Source organism: Lysinibacillus sp. Bpr_S20, assembly GCF_023337835.1.
Lineage (GTDB): Bacteria > Bacillota > Bacilli > Bacillales_A > Planococcaceae > Lysinibacillus.
In genome coordinates this window covers 494,131-510,341 of the sequence record NZ_JALNLQ010000002.1, presented here as the reverse complement: position 1 = coordinate 510,341, position 16,211 = coordinate 494,131, and the positions used below count along the sequence as shown (strand labels likewise).

At 34.7% G+C, this 16,211-nt stretch carries 13 protein-coding genes; 3 read left to right on the top strand and 10 right to left on the bottom strand.

The features are described 5' to 3' along the window. Positions 1 to 38 precede the first annotated feature (38 nt). A complete protein-coding gene (gene coxB, locus MWJ95_RS06875; RefSeq protein WP_249073260.1) occupies positions 39 to 1,127 on the bottom strand; it encodes a cytochrome c oxidase subunit II in 1,089 nt (362 codons plus the stop codon). 100 nt (positions 1,128 to 1,227) lie between these two features. After that, positions 1,228 to 2,145 (bottom strand): heme o synthase, encoded by a 918-nt coding sequence (gene cyoE / locus MWJ95_RS06870; protein ID WP_249104851.1) that lies wholly within the window; start codon positions 2,143 to 2,145, stop codon positions 1,228 to 1,230. Positions 2,146 to 2,481: 336 nt separating this feature from the next. Here cyoE and MWJ95_RS06865 point away from each other — a divergent pair, with 336 nt between their 5' ends. Continuing rightward, positions 2,482 to 3,405 (top strand): COX15/CtaA family protein, encoded by a 924-nt coding sequence (locus MWJ95_RS06865; RefSeq protein ID WP_249073262.1) that lies wholly within the window; start codon positions 2,482 to 2,484, stop codon positions 3,403 to 3,405. A 311-nt stretch (positions 3,406 to 3,716) separates the two neighbouring features. On the opposite strand, the gene pyc is transcribed toward MWJ95_RS06865, so the two are convergent. From pyc to MWJ95_RS06850, 3 genes are read right to left on the bottom strand one after another with little or no spacing between them, the layout of a single operon-like run. Then, a complete protein-coding gene (gene pyc / locus MWJ95_RS06860) occupies positions 3,717 to 7,151 on the bottom strand; it encodes a pyruvate carboxylase (protein WP_249104849.1) in 3,435 nt (1,144 codons plus the stop codon). A gap of 12 nt (positions 7,152 to 7,163) precedes the next feature. Further along, a complete protein-coding gene (locus MWJ95_RS06855) occupies positions 7,164 to 8,342 on the bottom strand; it encodes an FtsW/RodA/SpoVE family cell cycle protein (RefSeq protein ID WP_249073264.1) in 1,179 nt (392 codons plus the stop codon). A gap of 60 nt (positions 8,343 to 8,402) precedes the next feature. Further along, entirely contained in the window at positions 8,403 to 8,684 is a 282-nt protein-coding gene (locus MWJ95_RS06850) for an Fpa/YlaN family protein (protein WP_053483432.1), read from the bottom strand. Positions 8,685 to 8,866: 182 nt separating this feature from the next. On the opposite strand from MWJ95_RS06850, the gene MWJ95_RS06845 reads away from it, so the two are divergent. Together MWJ95_RS06845 and MWJ95_RS06840 are read left to right on the top strand one after the other, a co-directional pair. After that, complete coding sequence (locus MWJ95_RS06845) at positions 8,867 to 9,367, top strand: molybdopterin-binding protein (RefSeq protein WP_249073265.1); 501 nt, start codon at positions 8,867 to 8,869, stop codon at positions 9,365 to 9,367. An 11-nt stretch (positions 9,368 to 9,378) separates the two neighbouring features. Further along, positions 9,379 to 9,582: a YlaI family protein gene (locus MWJ95_RS06840; RefSeq protein WP_249073266.1), complete on the top strand. Its 204-nt coding sequence runs from the start codon at positions 9,379 to 9,381 to the stop codon at positions 9,580 to 9,582. Between the two features lie 510 nt (positions 9,583 to 10,092). Here MWJ95_RS06840 and MWJ95_RS06835 read toward each other — a convergent pair. The 5 genes from MWJ95_RS06835 to MWJ95_RS06815 form a co-directional block, all read right to left on the bottom strand. Further along, on the bottom strand, positions 10,093 to 10,386 hold the full coding sequence (locus MWJ95_RS06835; protein WP_249073267.1) for a hypothetical protein: 294 nt from the start codon (positions 10,384 to 10,386) through the stop codon (positions 10,093 to 10,095). Next, positions 10,387 to 10,611 (bottom strand): helix-turn-helix transcriptional regulator, encoded by a 225-nt coding sequence (locus MWJ95_RS06830; protein ID WP_249073268.1) that lies wholly within the window; start codon positions 10,609 to 10,611, stop codon positions 10,387 to 10,389. Positions 10,612 to 10,856: 245 nt separating this feature from the next. Further along, positions 10,857 to 11,798, bottom strand: a complete 942-nt coding sequence (locus tag MWJ95_RS06825; RefSeq protein ID WP_249073269.1) for an ABC transporter permease — start codon at positions 11,796 to 11,798, stop codon at positions 10,857 to 10,859. Positions 11,799 to 11,807: 9 nt separating this feature from the next. Continuing rightward, positions 11,808 to 12,710, bottom strand: a complete 903-nt coding sequence (locus tag MWJ95_RS06820; protein WP_249073270.1) for an ABC transporter ATP-binding protein — start codon at positions 12,708 to 12,710, stop codon at positions 11,808 to 11,810. A gap of 334 nt (positions 12,711 to 13,044) precedes the next feature. Next, complete coding sequence (locus MWJ95_RS06815) at positions 13,045 to 16,176, bottom strand: type 2 lanthipeptide synthetase LanM family protein (RefSeq protein ID WP_249073271.1); 3,132 nt, start codon at positions 16,174 to 16,176, stop codon at positions 13,045 to 13,047. Positions 16,177 to 16,211: the final 35 nt, after the last annotated feature.

The window sequence follows — 16,211 nt, the reverse complement described above, 5'->3', positions numbered from 1 at the left end:
TTTTACCTCCCTCAAAGTTTGTTACATAAAAGTTAAAATTATTTCTCAACAGATAAGCCCATGATATAAGTTGCTAGAGCTTGAATTTCTTCGTCAGTTAAATCACCATAAACTGGCGCAGTACCTTCTGTGTTCATCATTAAGTTGCCTGGTTTAAACTGCCCAGGATCCTTAATCCATGCTTTTAAGTTTTCTTCGTTATGTTCTAAGAAACCAGCAACTCGGTTACGGTCACCGAATGCAGTTAAGTTAGGACCTGGTGTACCTGGAGCGCTTGTACCCGATACAGCATGACAACCCATACAGCTCTTAGCAAATGTTGCTTCCCCTAGATCAGTTGAAGTTTTATCAGCTAGTTTTTTATCTGTTGCTTTCATTGAAGCTACCCATGCATCAAATGCATCAGGGCTTAATGCTTTAACTTTGAAGTCCATTAAAGCATGTGAAGGACCACATAATTCAGCACATTTACCATAGAATACGCCGTCTTTAAGGTCTTTTGATTCTTTATCGAATTCTAGATAGAACTTGTTTAAGTTATCAACGTTCGTATCCATTTTACCGCCTACAGCAGGAATCCAGAATGAGTGCTTAACATCGGCAGCTTTTAAGTTAAAGTAAACTTTTTGACCTGTTGGTACAACTAATTCTTGTGCAGTTACAATACCTTGGTTAGGATATTCAAACTCCCACCAATATAATTTTGCAGTTACATTTACTGTAAGTGCTGTTTTGTCACCGTTCTCATCTACTTCGTCCATCGCAGCAACATCTGCAAATTTGTAAGTAGCCGTAACAACTGGTACAGCTAAGATTAATAATAAAATAATTGGAATAACTGTCCAAATCACTTCAAGAGTGTGACTTCCTTCTACTTGCTTAGGAATAACGTTTTCGCCAACTTTTGAACGGCGGAATTTTAAGAATGCAAGTAAATAGATAACGGATACTACTACTACAACCAACGTCATAATTCCAGTAGCTAACATTAATAGGTTGAATTGTTCTTTACCTACTTGACCAGATGGTTTAAGTGCAGAAATATAATCTTCACCACAACCAGAAAGGAAAACCATCATCACTGCTAGTAGTGAAAAAAGACGCCATTTTTTAAGCCCTTTCATCATAGCTTAATTAAACCCCTCTTTCTTTGTTGTATTTTCATGTGTACCTAGGACATAAGTTCTGTCTATATGAATTCTTTAGAAAAAGAAAGAATTCCTAAATTTAGCTAAACAACGCAAAAATGATGATGGACACAAATAATATGGTCATATGATTCAAAGAATAGATAAACATTTTATTTGCCCATTTCATATCATCTTTTGTGGTAAAGCCTTTAAAAGCTAGAATCAACCAGCCCAAGTTCAATGCAGTGGCAAGAATTATGAAGCCAACCCCAAGCTCCGGTAAAAGGAATGGTAATGGTAATAATAAAAGAATCCAGAATAACATCGAGTACTTCGTACGTTTAAATCCTTTTACTACAGGTAGCATTGGTATATTAGCTGCACGATATTCCTCAGTACGTTTCATAGCAAGCGCATAAAAATGCGGTGGTTGCCATGCAAACATGATAAGGAATAAGGCAAGTGCTCCAGGACCTAATGTAGGTTCAACAGCTGCAAACCCAATAACAGGTGGGATTGCCCCTGAAATACTTCCTACAACCGTGTTACTAACATGCTTCCTCTTTGACCACATTGAGTACAGAACGACATAAGCAAATATTCCTGCTAGTCCCCACATGCCGGCCGCAAACGATGCCGCAAATAACAAAATTTCACCTACAATTAAAAATGAGAGGGCAATGGTCAATACAAAATTCGGCTTAAATCTACCTGTTACTGTCGGTCTACTTTTTGTTCTTTTCATGATTGGATCAATATCCTGATCAATAAAGTTATTCATTGCGCCTGAGCCACCTATAATGAATGCCGCACCCAGCATGGTGAACAATATGACATCAAGCTCTTGCAAGAAGTGTCTACTAGTAAATTGAAATGCCAGCCACATCCCTGTAAACGTTGTGACAAGATTCGAGTTGACGATTCCGATTTTTATTAGTGCTAAGAAATCTTTCACAACAGATGTTGGTGCTGATCCACTATTTCTAGCAGCCGTCAGTGCACGACCGTTTGACATGATACCTCTCCTTTCATTTTTGTAAGCATATTCCGCTACCAATTACTATAGCGAAATTTGCGATTGATTTCTAGACATTAAGTGAAATTTAGATGAAGTTGTAAAAATTAGCTTTGTCTAGAAATATATAATAAAACAACATATCTATAGTAAAACATTTTCTAAAATGAATTGTGAAGGTTAGAGCACGAAATTATGAACAATTTGTGAAATGGAATCAACATCTAATACTCCCTACTCTTTACAAGTTGTTTTTTACCTGTTTTTTCGATATTATCTAGTAGCAGAAACATTACTTTCATGTAATGTTCATAGATAAAGTAGGTGACTCATTTTATGCAACACAACAGGTATCTGAAATGGTTTGCTGTTGCCGCTACAGTTGGGATGCTCCTTATTTTACTAGGTGGAGCACTTGTAACCAAAACAGATAGTGGCTTAGGCTGTGGTCGAAACTGGCCTGATTGCAATGGTTCTCTTATTCCAAAAGAAATTACACCAGCAGTCTTAATTGAATTTTCACATCGTCTTGTAACTGGGGTCGTATCTATTTCAATTCTTGCGTTAACAGTTTGGACATGGCGTAAACTCGGTCATATTCGTGAAGTAAAATTATTAGGTTTCTTAGCGATGTTTTTCTTAATCGCACAAGCTCTTATCGGAGCAGCTCAAGTGTTGTGGGGACAAGGTGATTTCATATTAGCGCTCCACTTTGGGATTTCTCTTATTTCCTTTGCTGCTGTTCTCCTTCTTTCTATGATTGTATTTGAAGTTGATCGGAAATTTGATGCCGATAACGTTTTTATTGGAAAAAAACTACGTTGGCATACAATTGCTGTCACAATTTATTCTTATTTAGTCGTTTATACAGGGGCGCTTGTTCGCCATACAGATTCTAGCTTAATATGTCCTGACTGGCCATTTTGCTATAACGAAACACCATTCGCAGCTTTTAATAATATGTATGAATGGGTGCAAATGGGGCATCGTCTAGCTGTTCTTATCTTTTTCATTTGGATTGCATACATAACTTGGCACGCTGTAAAAGAATATAAAAATCAACGAGTAATTTACTATGGCTGGATTATTGCCTTTACTATAGTCATTTTACAAGTGATTGCTGGCATGTTAGTAGTCCTAACTAAATTGAATTTAACAGTCGCATTACTTCATTCATTATTTATTTCAATTTTATTTGGTCTACTTTGCTATATGGTAATGCTAGTTGCGCGTAGCAATTATAATGAAAAAAACAAATAATAGTAGAAAAAGATTCGCCTTCTGTTTCGATGGCGAATCTTTTTCATTTCAAACGCTTCTACTTAAGTAATTTCAAAAAATCGACAAATGTCGATAAAAATTAAAAGTTGGGTGATAAAACGTGAAAGTTAGTCGATAAAATTCAAAAGTTGGGCGATAAAACGTGGAAGTTAGTCGATAAAATTCAAAAGTTGGGCGATAAAACGTGGATAGATTGATAACCATCACATCCTGTGATATTTAATAATGAACCAATAAAAAAGGTTATTAGTATGCTATAAAAGCTATCTAATAACCTTCTTTATAATCAGTTATTCAATTTCAATTAACAAATCACCTGTTGAAATGGCGTCACCTGCACTAGCGTATACTTCTTTCACGATACCGTCTTTTGGTGCTTGGACGGTCGTTTCCATTTTCATCGCTTCGGTAATTAATAAGTGATCCCCACGTTTTACATGGCTTCCTTTTGATACAACTACTTTTAAGACCGTACCTGGCATCGTTGCGCCAATTTGATTTGGATTGGTTGGATCCGCCTTTAACGCTAGGTTACCATCTACTTCTACAGTCATATCTTGAATCACTAGTTCACGAGATTGACCGTTTAACTCAAAGTAAATAACACGCGTGCCATCGTGCTGTGGTTCACCGATGGAAACAAGTTTAATAATTAGTGTTTTACCTTTTTCGATCTCTACTTCGATTTCTTCACCTAGTTTTAACCCGTATAAGAATGTTGGCGTATCTAAGACCGAAATATTGCCGAAGGAGTTCACTGTTTTTGCATACTCTTCAAACACTTTTGGATACAAAGCAAACGCTAGCACATCCTGTTTCGTTACGGCACGATTTAATTTCTCCTCTAATACCGCCTTTAGTTGCTCAAAATTCACAGGCTCCAGTAGCTCACCAGGGCGTACCGTAATTGCTTCACGATCCTTTAACACAACCTTTTGTAGAGCCTCCGGGAAACCGCCATGCGGTTGTCCTAAATAGCCCTGGAAGAACTCAATCACAGAATCTGGGAAATCGATAGTTTGCCCTTTTGTCAGTACAGAATTTTCATCTAAATCATTTTGCACCATAAATAACGCCATATCACCGACTACTTTCGATGATGGGGTTACTTTGACAATATCACCAAATAGAAGGTTTACGCGAGAATACATGCGCTTCACTTCTTCCCATCTGTCCCCAAGACCCACTGCTTTGGCCTGCTGTTGCAGGTTACTGTATTGGCCACCTGGCATCTCATGGACATAAATTTCAGAATGCGGGCTAATCATACCACTTTCAAAATCCTTATAATACTTACGTACATCTTCCCAGTAATACGATAACTTTTCTAGTGCATCGATGTCGCCACGAACCTTACGCTCACTGCCCATCATTGCATAGTACAAGGAGTTTGCACTTGGCTGTGACGTTAAACCTGCCATTGAACCGAGCGCTGTATCAATGATGTCTACTCCCGCTTCAATCGCCTTGGCATATAAATAAATACCATTGCCACTTGTATCATGCGTATGCAAGTGGATTGGCAGATTTGTCGTCTCTTTCAACTCGGAAATTAAGCGATATGCTGCTTCCGGTTTCAATAATCCGGCCATATCTTTTATCGCTAAAATATGCGCTCCTGCTGCCTCTAGCTCCTTGGCCATTTCCTTATAGTATTGAACTGAATATTTCGCTCTTGTTTCATCAAAAATATCTCCTGTGTAACAGATCGCAGCTTCTGCAATTTTACCTGATTGTCGTGCAGCATCAATGGCTACTTCCATTCCTTTAATCCAGTTCAAGCTATCGAAGATACGGAAAACATCAATGCCTGATGCCGCTGATTCAGCGATAAACTCACGAATTAAATTGTCTGGATAATTTGTGTAGCCGACTGCATTCGCACCACGCAATAACATTTGGAATAACACATTCGGTACTTGTTGACGCAACTTGGCAAGTCGCTCCCACGGGTCTTCTTTTAAGAAACGATACGCCACATCAAACGTCGCGCCTCCCCACATTTCGAGTGAGAAGAAATCATGCATCATACGTGCAGTGGCATCTGCAATTTCGAACATATCCTGTGAACGTACACGAGTCGCTAGAAGTGATTGGTGTGCATCGCGGAAAGTTGTATCCGTTAATAGCACGTCCTCTTGCTCTAGAATCCATTTCACAAGCCCTTCTGCTCCTCGGGCATCTAAAATTTGCTTCGTCCCCGCCGGAGGAACGATTAGTTTATCGACTTTCGGGATGCTCGGCTGTACAAAAATTGGTTTCGCCTTCTTCTCTACTCCTGGGAAGCCATTTAGCGTCACATTACCAATATAACTTAAGAGCTTTGTCCCGCGGTCCTTGCGCTCAGGGAAAATAAATAGTTCAGGTGTTGAATCAATAAAGCTTGTATCAAATGCACCCGTTAAAAATTTCTCGTGCGTTACGACATTATTTAAGAATGGAATATTCGTTTTCACCCCACGAATACGGAACTCTTTTAAATTTCGGTCCATTTTTGCCGCGGCTTCTTTAAACGTCATTCCCGTCGTAGAAATTTTCACCAGTAGTGAATCATAATACGGTGTTACTACAGCCCCTTGGAAGCCATTTCCGGCATCTAATCGAACCCCGAAGCCACCGCTTGAACGGTACACCATAAGCTTTCCTGTATCTGGCATAAAGTCATTAGCCGGATCTTCCGTCGTGACACGTGCTTGAATTGCATAGCCGATCATTGGAATATCTGCCTGTTGTGGAATGTGGATTTCTTCACTATGCAATCCGTAGCCTGCTGCTACTTTAATTTGGGCGTGCACAATATCAACACCCGTTATCATTTCAGTAATCGTATGCTCTACTTGAATTCGAGGGTTGACCTCGATGAAATAAAAATTCTCGCCTGCAACTAAAAATTCTACTGTCCCTGCATTTATGTATGAGACATTTTTCATTAATTGAACTGCTGCATCGCAAATTTGGCTTCTTAAATCTTCCGAAATTGAATTAGATGGCGCGATTTCAACAACCTTTTGATGACGACGTTGAATCGAGCAATCACGTTCATATAAATGAATGATATTACCTTGTTGGTCGCCAATAATTTGGACTTCAATATGCTTTGGCTTAATAATAGCCTTTTCTACATATACCTCATCAGAGCCAAATGCTGCCTTCGCCTCTGATTTTGCACGTTCATAGGAGGAAGCTAGCTCCTCTGCTGTATGAACAAGACGCATTCCACGACCACCGCCGCCTAATGCTGCCTTAATCATAATTGGATAGTCATATGCGCTTGCAAAAGCCTCTACCTCTGCTAAATTATTTACTGGACCATCTGTACCAGGAATAACAGGAATGCCCGCAGCAATTGCTTGTTCACGCGCCTTCACCTTATCTCCAAACATATCTAAATGCTGAGATGTCGGCCCAATGAAGACAATCCCCTCTTCTTCACATCGACGTGCAAATTCTACGTTTTCCGATAAAAAACCGTACCCTGGATGAATCGCATCAACCTTAGCATCTTTAGCAATCGAAATAATGCCCTCAATATCTAAATAAGCATCAATTGGTTTCTTGCCAGCCCCCACTAAATAGGCCTCATCTGCTTTAAAGCGATGAAATGCACCACTGTCCTCCCGTGAATAAATGGCTACTGTTTGGATATTCAACTCCGTACATGCACGAAAAATACGAATTGCAATTTCTCCTCGATTGGCTACGAGAATTTTTTTGATTGACTCCATTGATATCCCCCTTTATGATTGTGTCTTTCTCCGTTCTACCTTTTCAAACATAGAAACATTGATTAATATTCCCATTGCTAAAGATAGAATAATTATAGATGTCCCGCCATAGCTAATAAAAGGTAACGTTACACCGGTTAACGGGATTAACCCAGTTACACCCCCAAGATTGATAAACGTTTGCCAGCCAATCCAGCTCGCAATACCAGCCGTAATCATACGTGCTAGTGGATCTTTCGTGCGCAATGCAATCGAAAATCCTTTATATACAATAAATCCTAAACCACCTAAAACAATCAGAACTCCCCAAATTCCAAGTTCCTCCATAATAATCGCCATAATAAAATCAGTTTGTGGTTCAGGCAAATACCCCAATTTTTGAATCGACTGACCGAGACCTCTTCCTTCTAAGCCGCCTCCGCCAATGGCATAATAACTATTGACAACTTGGTGGCCACTACCATTTTCATACTCAAACGGGTTTATGAATGATTTAAGACGCCCCCTACGGTTATCAGTTAACATATCCCCTTTAAATAGCATTAGTATACCAAAGATGACGCCTCCAAACGCACCCAACAACCCGAAAAACTTCCAAAATGTTTTAAACGGAATGCCACTCGCTGCTACAACACAAACAGCAATTCCACATAGAATAATACTTGCTCCTAAGTCGGTTTCAAATGCTACACCAGCAACAACAAGAATCCAGAGGAATATTGGATAAAAAATTTCTGTTGGTTGTAGCTTTTCAAACGTATACTTTTGCGCTTTACGATAAAAAGCAGCCGCAAAATATAAAATGATAAATAGCTTCGCATATTCAGAAGGCTGGAAGTTACCCAAACCAGGGACATGAATCCAACTTTTTGCCCCTACTCCTGCTTCATCATTACCAGCAACCTTTACCCAAGTAAAAAGGACAACTAGCACAGCCGTCAGTAACAACATAACTTTTTTATTCGCATAATGCTTATACGGGAAAAATGCTGCTACTAAAAACCCAAGAAAAGCTACAATTAAATTGATTACTTGCTTGTGATAATAGTTATCTGGTTCAAGTCCTTTTTGAATTGCTACCATTATACTTGAACTATAAATCATGACTAATCCAAATAAGCTTAACAATAGAAAAGTAAAAAATAACGGGTAATCAAAATTTTGTGCATAACGTTTTAAGTATTGTTTCATTGGAAAACCTCATTCTAGAAAAAAAACTCAAATCGCAAATTGCGTTTGAGTTTTTTCTTTTTATTTGTCTGTATACGCGTCATGTAGTACAGAAAGTTCTTTCTCGAGTGAATCGAGAATTTCTTTGCCTTTTTCGCGATCAATGAGTCCAAGCTTCACAGCAAAGTCAATTTCACGTGAAAGGCCGAACATTTGTGTATCTAATACTTCTTCATATAAAGGGCATTGTGGCATTGTTAAATGATCCATTTGTACTCGAATGAGGCGAGCAATTTTGTCTGCATCAGCAACTAAAAGCTCCAAAGCCTTCTCTTGAAAAGAAGTTTGTGATTTAGTATCCATGAGGACGCCCCCATTATCTGATATTTCTTCGATTCTATCTTAATAAAGTTTATCTTTTAGTCGTTAAAAATGCAAGTGTCTACATTGGAAAATAGAGAAATCAAATTATATTTCTTTATTAACTCGGGTCATTAGCGTTATACTATTTCATGGATATACAAGATTTGAGGAGGATTTCTATTATGGAAACAATAATTCCTATCAAGGGCGCAGTTACATTCCAATTAACATTAGATCCCACTGTATGGATTTTCGATGATCGTAAATTAGATTTAAAAACATACTTCGACACAAAAGAAGTTGAGGAAGATTCGGATATTAAATATATGCGTGAAGTAGGTGCTCACTGGTCACGTGAGATTATGGAAGGAGCTACTTTCCCACCAACATTGAAATCAGAACGAAAATTTGACCGCAAAGGGATGGAAACAGGTACTTTCGGAATTGAATTAAGTCACTTCTTGAAAAATGCTGAGATTAAACCTGAAGCCACAACAATCGTTATCGAATGTGAAGATGACAAAGAATATTCATTTACAATCGAAGAGGCTTATACTTTCATTTTAAAATATAGCCAAGATGGCAAGCCATTACTAGAAGATGGTCCTGTTCATGTGCTATTCAGAGACGGTTCAAATGTAGACAACCCTATCAAAAATGTATTAGCAATTCGTGCTGAGTAGGAGGGAATGCAATGCGCGTAAAATGCGTTATTTGCGATACAATTAACAATTTAGATGATAATTTACCGTTAGCAAAAAAATTACGCAATCGACCAATTCATACGTATATGTGTGGTACATGCCATGATCGAATTGAAGAACATACCGTTGCACGCATTGAAACAGGAAATTTCCGTTTTTATCGTACTTCACCACAAATGGATAAAGAATTTTAACCTAAAAGTCAAAAAGTATAAAAATCATTCCGCAGCATAATTTAAGCTCGGAATGATTTTTATTTATAATCCACAGTTATTTAAAACATCAGTTGTGTTGATTAACAATTTTTTTCACCTAGATAAATCAGAAGACACTTATTTCCGCTACTCGCTTTCCTGCGATGAAAGTAAACGGTAGTAGCATTAGAACATTGTTTTAGATTATCTTCTTAAGAAAAAAGGTTGTTGGAACATAATACTTATGTTTTGCCATGAAAAATCAGAAATTATCATCCCAAAATCTTTCTTCTATATTTATGTCGTCAAAAAAACACCCCATAAATGTTTATTTAGTGTCTCTTTTTATGGGGCAGTTTTTACCAAGGTTTATGCAATTATTTTTTAAGAATGAAGCAATTTTAAACTAATGCTTGAATTACAGTATTAGCATCTAGGAGGCTTACGAATTTCTCAATAGCAGATTCTAACCGTTTATAGGTATAATACCCTAGTTGGATTTTCTTTAAATTACATTTTTTTATTTAGATAAACAACCGTGCTCACAAATGCTACAGATGATATCAATAATATTATCAAAATATAATTTTTGAAATTTTCAAAATCTACATTCATTGCAGAAAATTTAGTTATTAAAAAAAGAAAAGCAATCCCAATTAAAAGTAAAGAATAAGCATTTTTATAAGCTGCTTTAAAGATTATATCCATTCGCTCATCTTTTTCTTTAGGCAGGACAAATCGGAAATACAATATACTTGCTCCCCAAAAAAGAAGAGCTAAAGGAGTCAGGACAACCATATACATTTATTCATTCTCCTCTCTCAAAACATCATATTGGAAGACTTCATTAATATCCACATCAAACAATTTGGCAATTTTAAAGGCTAAAACTAAGGAAGGGCTATACTTATTAGCCTCAATTGAATTTATTGTTTGTCTGCTTACACCCAATCTCTCAGCTACCTCTTTTTGTGACCATTTTTTTTTAGCTCTAAGAATATGAAGTGTATTAGTAAGTTCTGTTTGCAAAACAAACACCCCCCATTTCAATACAAAAACGGTAACATTTTTTTAACTTTTTGTCAAAAAAAAATTACTTTTTTTCGTCAACAGGCGCTTTAGATCCTCTAATGCTAAGCTATCTTTATCTAATAGTATGAAGTCAGGTGATTCATTCAACTAAACACATAAATCACGGAATTTTTAGTTTCCTACTCTGAAATTCAAACTTGGCTTAATGCTAAAACTATTTAAAGTTAACAATAAACCCTTATCTAGAAAGATAAGTCTCTTCTGTTAAAAACAAGGAAAGTTATACTCAAAAATAAGAATATATATAACAATACGATTATGGCTGAAAATAAAGGAGTCATACCAGCAATTACTTCTGTTCCATCAACATAAACATTAAAATCGGTATTTGCGAATAGAATAAACTTTGCCCAGCTAAATTTCATTCCAATAATTCTTGTAGCAATATTACCAGTAAAATAAGCGAATAGAGTTAATCCAAGTGAAATATAGGTATTTCTTATTAAAGCAGACAATGTATAAGCAAGTGTACAAAAAATGCTTAAATCAATTGCTGTAAACAGATAATAACGTAACATGTAGTACCAATATTCCACTTGGTCAACATTATTATTGTTTATGATTAAAAGTTCTTTAGGTCCATCAAAACCAAAGAACACTATTCCCACTAAAAAGGCTATTAACAAAAGAAAAAACACAGCTAAAAAGTTAGACATGACAACTGCCATGTATTTTGAAAAAAGGAACGCATTCTTGGAAATAGGTCTTGTCAGCCATATTTTAACAGTACCTTTATCAAATTCTTCTGAAACTATACTGGACGCAATCATAACTGTCAATATTCCTAAAAACGATAATAAAGGTTGAATGCTTTTTATAAAAGTCCATACATTTTGCTCTTGATCAGGTTTTATATTATTTTCTATACGATATTCATTTAATATAATTTTTTCTTTATTACTTACATAGGCAAGTGATGTTTCAGCAAGATTTTCATTAGCCTCTGCTAAACGAATATTTCGACTTTCTAATTCACTTTTCCAATCATTCACTTGGTTTGACTCCTGAATTTGGAAAACGTTGTAAACAGCGGCTCCTATAACAATTAAAGTAAGGAAACCTAAAAATATCATTATAAATTTCTTTTTTATAATTTTATAAAGTTCTAATTTTATAAGAGTCATCTAATTCATTCACCCTTCCTTTATTAATTTTAAATATGTTTCTTCTAGCGATTCGTCATTCACATAAACCTCAGATAAATTCAAATCATTGGAAATTAAAAACTTTGTTATTTCAGAAATGTCGATCTCTAATAATTGAACAATTAACTTTTGATCCTTTATTGTAGGATTCGTATGAGGAAATTTTTCATTAATTAAATCCAACGCTTTTTGTAGAGGTTGAACCAAAATTGTATAACTAATTTTTTTATTTTCACATTGATGTTTTGATTGAACTTGCACTATTCTGCCGTTGTTAATAAATACAAAGCGATCACATAATAAATCTAATTCCGATAATTGATGACTAGAAATTAATATAGATAAATTTTTTTCTTTTGCCAAAGAGATCAATAAATTTCTAAGATCAATAACTCCTTGAGGATCTAAACCATTTGTCGGTTCATCTAAAATTAAAATTTGAGGATTGTGTATAAGAGATTGAGCAACCCCTAATCTTTGTTTCATCCCTAGCGAATAAGTGCTGACCTTTTTATGAATCGCTGAAGTTAATTTTACAAGTTCAGCTATTTCCAAAATTTCTTTTTTCGTCCTTTTTCCATAAAGTTTTGATAGCATCCACAAATTATCATAGCCACTCATATATTCATAAAACGAGGGATTTTCCACAATACAACCAACTTCGCCTAACCAAGCTCTCCTATTATTTGATAAAGAATTTTTAGGAATAATACTTCCATCAGAAGCCGAGGCTAAACCTAATATTGTTTTAAGAGTTGTTGACTTTCCTGCCCCATTAGGACCAATTAAACCTAGGATTTCTCCTTTAAATAAATCTAAATTAATATCCTCCAAAAGAACTTTTTTATTAACTTTCTTAGTAAGATTTCGTATTTGTAAAACAGTTTCCAAAAAATCCACTCCTTTACATTTCTATAAAGCAAGTATAAAATATTTTTTCCATAATGACAACTATTTTTTACTTTTTGTAAAAAAAAAGCGCCCCTTATTAAAATAGGAGCGAACCAGCGGAATTAAAATGTTGCGTATTAAAAAAATTTTATTCCTTCGTAAAAGGAACAATACAATCATGACAACGCACAATCCTTTAACATATTAAATTAAGGCCAATAGAATGAAAAGATTAAGGTCTGATTCTGGTACAATGCCGAATTCAGACCATTAGTATGAAAATTTTCGAGGGAAGCCTAAAACGAAAAGATTATATAGGTATGAAATTGCTTTACTACCTAGGAGGTTCAAGCGCTAAAACAGAAGGAATAGAATCTGAATTAATTAATCGTAATAAACCGTACCCTATACTACTTATTCCATTCATTATTCCAACTGTATTCAAATCAGCTTTAAAATTCTTTTCCAAACAAATTTTTTGATATACATCATTTATGATAGAATCATATTCTACAAAATATTCAGGTAACAATTTCCTAACATATAATAAAATATCTAAATTACCTAATTGACCATGACAAAGAGAATAATTATCTCCACCAATTTCTTCGGAAAGGAAATCTAGAGAATTTTTTATGTCCCCACAGACTTCATGAATATTCTCCCTTAATAACATAGCTCGAGATAATAAAATTCCCGGAGCCCCATGGCACCAAGCGATTGGATAAGAATCTAAATGTTTACTAAACCAATTTTTCTTATCTGGATTATAATAAAAATTTTCATAGGTTAGACCCTTTTTTATACACTCAACTATTTCATTATTATTACCATACTTATTAAATCGCGCTAATGCTGATATAATTCCAGCATTACCATGTGAAAATCCAATATAGGCTTCATCGCTCTTTTTAAAGGGCTGAAGCCATGCAACACCATTCTTGATAGGCTCTGCGGATTCAACTAAATGATCAGCTAGCATTTTTGCAATCTCTAATAAAAATTCTTGATGCGTATGCTCATATAAATTAATAATGACATGCAGTAAACCAGCGCTACCACCTATTACATCATATAATTGATCATTCTTGATAGATTTTGGGAGCTTCTTACTGTATGCAAGGGCTTCTTCAATAAATACAGGATTATCCAATACTTCTCCAAGATGGTGTAATGTATACAAGATACCGCCTATTCCTATAAACGCCCCTATACTAATATCATCCCTATTGTTTAACTCTGTCATTAGTTTTCTTACTGGTGTAATAGTTGCAACTGCTGCCTTTTTATATTTTTCATCCCCAGTAATTTTCCATAAATAACAGAAAAACAGTGCTATTCCAGTATTACCATCATACAAACCCGGTCCTGTAATAGAGTATTTCCAATTAGTTTCATCATTACCGTCAAGAACCATAGAAGTCCAACAATACTCTAATTCCATACCTTCGCCAGTTTTTATTGCTTTTTCAATTATTAAATCTCCAATAACTTTTACTTTGAATATTAAATCATTAGGATCTTGATCATCGTTATTATTAAGAGCCACTAAGTTAAGATCAGTTTTAGAATAAACAGCAGATATTGTAGAGTGTATTATTTCCAATTGATAGAGACAATCTTCTTTGTTCAATTTGCCGATTTTTTCTTTACATAAATCCATACCACTTTTGTAATAAAGAGGAATGTGTTTAGTTCCATCAGAAGTTACAATATTATAACTTCCAGGGCTAGAAGAAAAGTAAGGAATATCTCCTTCCACTAAATCTCTAATTTCATAAGGAACAATCTTTTTTATACTCTCCTCATTCTTGCTTTCAACCCACAATCGAGATAATAAAATCTCTCGATCAATCTGATTCCTTAAAAAGTCTGGGTGGTAACTCATATTTAAAAGTTTATTGTATTTCATCGTATCACGAAATATTTTTCGAACCTCTACGTTTGAAAAGCCATCTAAAATTTCTATAAGTCCTTTTTTATTATTGTAAAAAAATGTGTATGCACACTCAAATCCCTCAGAAAAGTTAGGAAGATAGTCAAGAATAAATATATCTTTTCCTTCCAACCTAGGTAAATTCGACCCTCCTTTAATTTTAAAGGTTTCTTTTTCTATTCTAATTTCATCTGAATTAATTTTTTTCACAAATCCTTCTTTAAATGGAGTTATTTGATTATCTGCATCACTTATCCCACTTAAATCAAAGATAGTTTTTTTATTCAAGTTAATATTAGCTGTTGAAGGAAGTACACCTGTAGAAACAACAGAATCCCGCACAATTCTAAGAGCTTTATTAATAACTGGACTTTGAGAATCATGGTGATCCGGCATTATTGTATGATGAAATAGAGATTCTAAATCAATTAAAAATGGGTATTCACCGGATGCAATTATATTCTCATAATGAAAATCTGTAGCATTAAATATATGTACAATTGCAAGCAATTGTCCTAGACGATGGTAAAATGCACAAACTTCATCATTATTAATGCACTTACTGTTTTCAATAAATTCGACCCAACCATAATCTTTTTTATTTATAAGTCTAAATGGTACTAATTTTGTACTTGTATCATTTTTATCGTTATACCATTTTAAAAAGTTTTGGAACTTTTCATCTAATTCTAATGAACGTGGCTTATATACAAGACGTCTGCCCTCACTAAATGTTATAACACAAACTGTTTTTCCATTATTATGAGAATCACCAGATCCTAAATTTATATGATGTATCTCTTTAATCGGAATATCAACATCAAATAAACTTTTTATTTCATATTTATCTTTTTGTACTCTCATTAATAGTTCTTTAAGAAAATTCTTTGTATTTAAAACTTTAGTTATTAATAGCCTAAATAATACGGGATATTCATTTATTAATGAAAACAAGTATTCTTTATCATTTAGAATATATGTATGATAATAATTATATCTTTCCTGTGATGTTGCACCTACCAATTCTCCCTTTAGTCGAAGTGTATTTATTTCGAGTATTAAGGTTTTATGAGCAATATTAAATAATAGCTGATATAAATGAAGAAGAATTTCTTGTAAAGCTGTATCGGTTAATTTAATTGAGTTTCTTTCACTAAATGAATTAAACTCACTAACAAAACCTATTAAAAATGGTTTAAAAAACATAAAAAACGGGTAATTATTTAATGAGGTAAATAAATTATCGTTCACTTTATTAGGTTTTAAAATAAAATTACTTAAAAATTGGGTCCAACTTTCATGATTCAAAAAATCACTGTTATATTTATCAGTATCAAATATACAACTTAAATCATCTAAGTCAATTTTGTACATGTCTTTTAACATATGTTCTATGTCTTGAGGCTTTTCAGTATTAGTTATGTTGTTCCAAAAATTAATTGCCAAATTCAAATTTTCTTTTTCAGATTTTGTTTCCGACTTTTTCCTTTCCTCAATTGTATATGATCTATATAAACAAAGGTTTGGCATATTATCGCTCCGTTCATCATAGTCTAATAAAAAGA

Coding starts and splice junctions, on each gene's coding strand:
- coxB (WP_249073260.1), bottom strand. CDS start 1,127: ATGATGAAAGGGCTTAAAAAATGGCGTCTTTTTTCACTACTAGCAGTG.
- cyoE (WP_249104851.1), bottom strand. CDS start 2,145: ATGTCAAACGGTCGTGCACTGACGGCTGCTAGAAATAGTGGATCAGCA.
- MWJ95_RS06865 (WP_249073262.1), top strand. CDS start 2,482: ATGCAACACAACAGGTATCTGAAATGGTTTGCTGTTGCCGCTACAGTT.
- pyc (WP_249104849.1), bottom strand. CDS start 7,151: ATGGAGTCAATCAAAAAAATTCTCGTAGCCAATCGAGGAGAAATTGCA.
- MWJ95_RS06855 (WP_249073264.1), bottom strand. CDS start 8,342: ATGAAACAATACTTAAAACGTTATGCACAAAATTTTGATTACCCGTTA.
- MWJ95_RS06850 (WP_053483432.1), bottom strand. CDS start 8,684: ATGGATACTAAATCACAAACTTCTTTTCAAGAGAAGGCTTTGGAGCTT.
- MWJ95_RS06845 (WP_249073265.1), top strand. CDS start 8,867: ATGGAAACAATAATTCCTATCAAGGGCGCAGTTACATTCCAATTAACA.
- MWJ95_RS06840 (WP_249073266.1), top strand. CDS start 9,379: ATGCGCGTAAAATGCGTTATTTGCGATACAATTAACAATTTAGATGAT.
- MWJ95_RS06835 (WP_249073267.1), bottom strand. CDS start 10,386: ATGTATATGGTTGTCCTGACTCCTTTAGCTCTTCTTTTTTGGGGAGCA.
- MWJ95_RS06825 (WP_249073269.1), bottom strand. CDS start 11,798: ATGACTCTTATAAAATTAGAACTTTATAAAATTATAAAAAAGAAATTT.
- MWJ95_RS06815 (WP_249073271.1), bottom strand. CDS start 16,176: ATGCCAAACCTTTGTTTATATAGATCATATACAATTGAGGAAAGGAAA.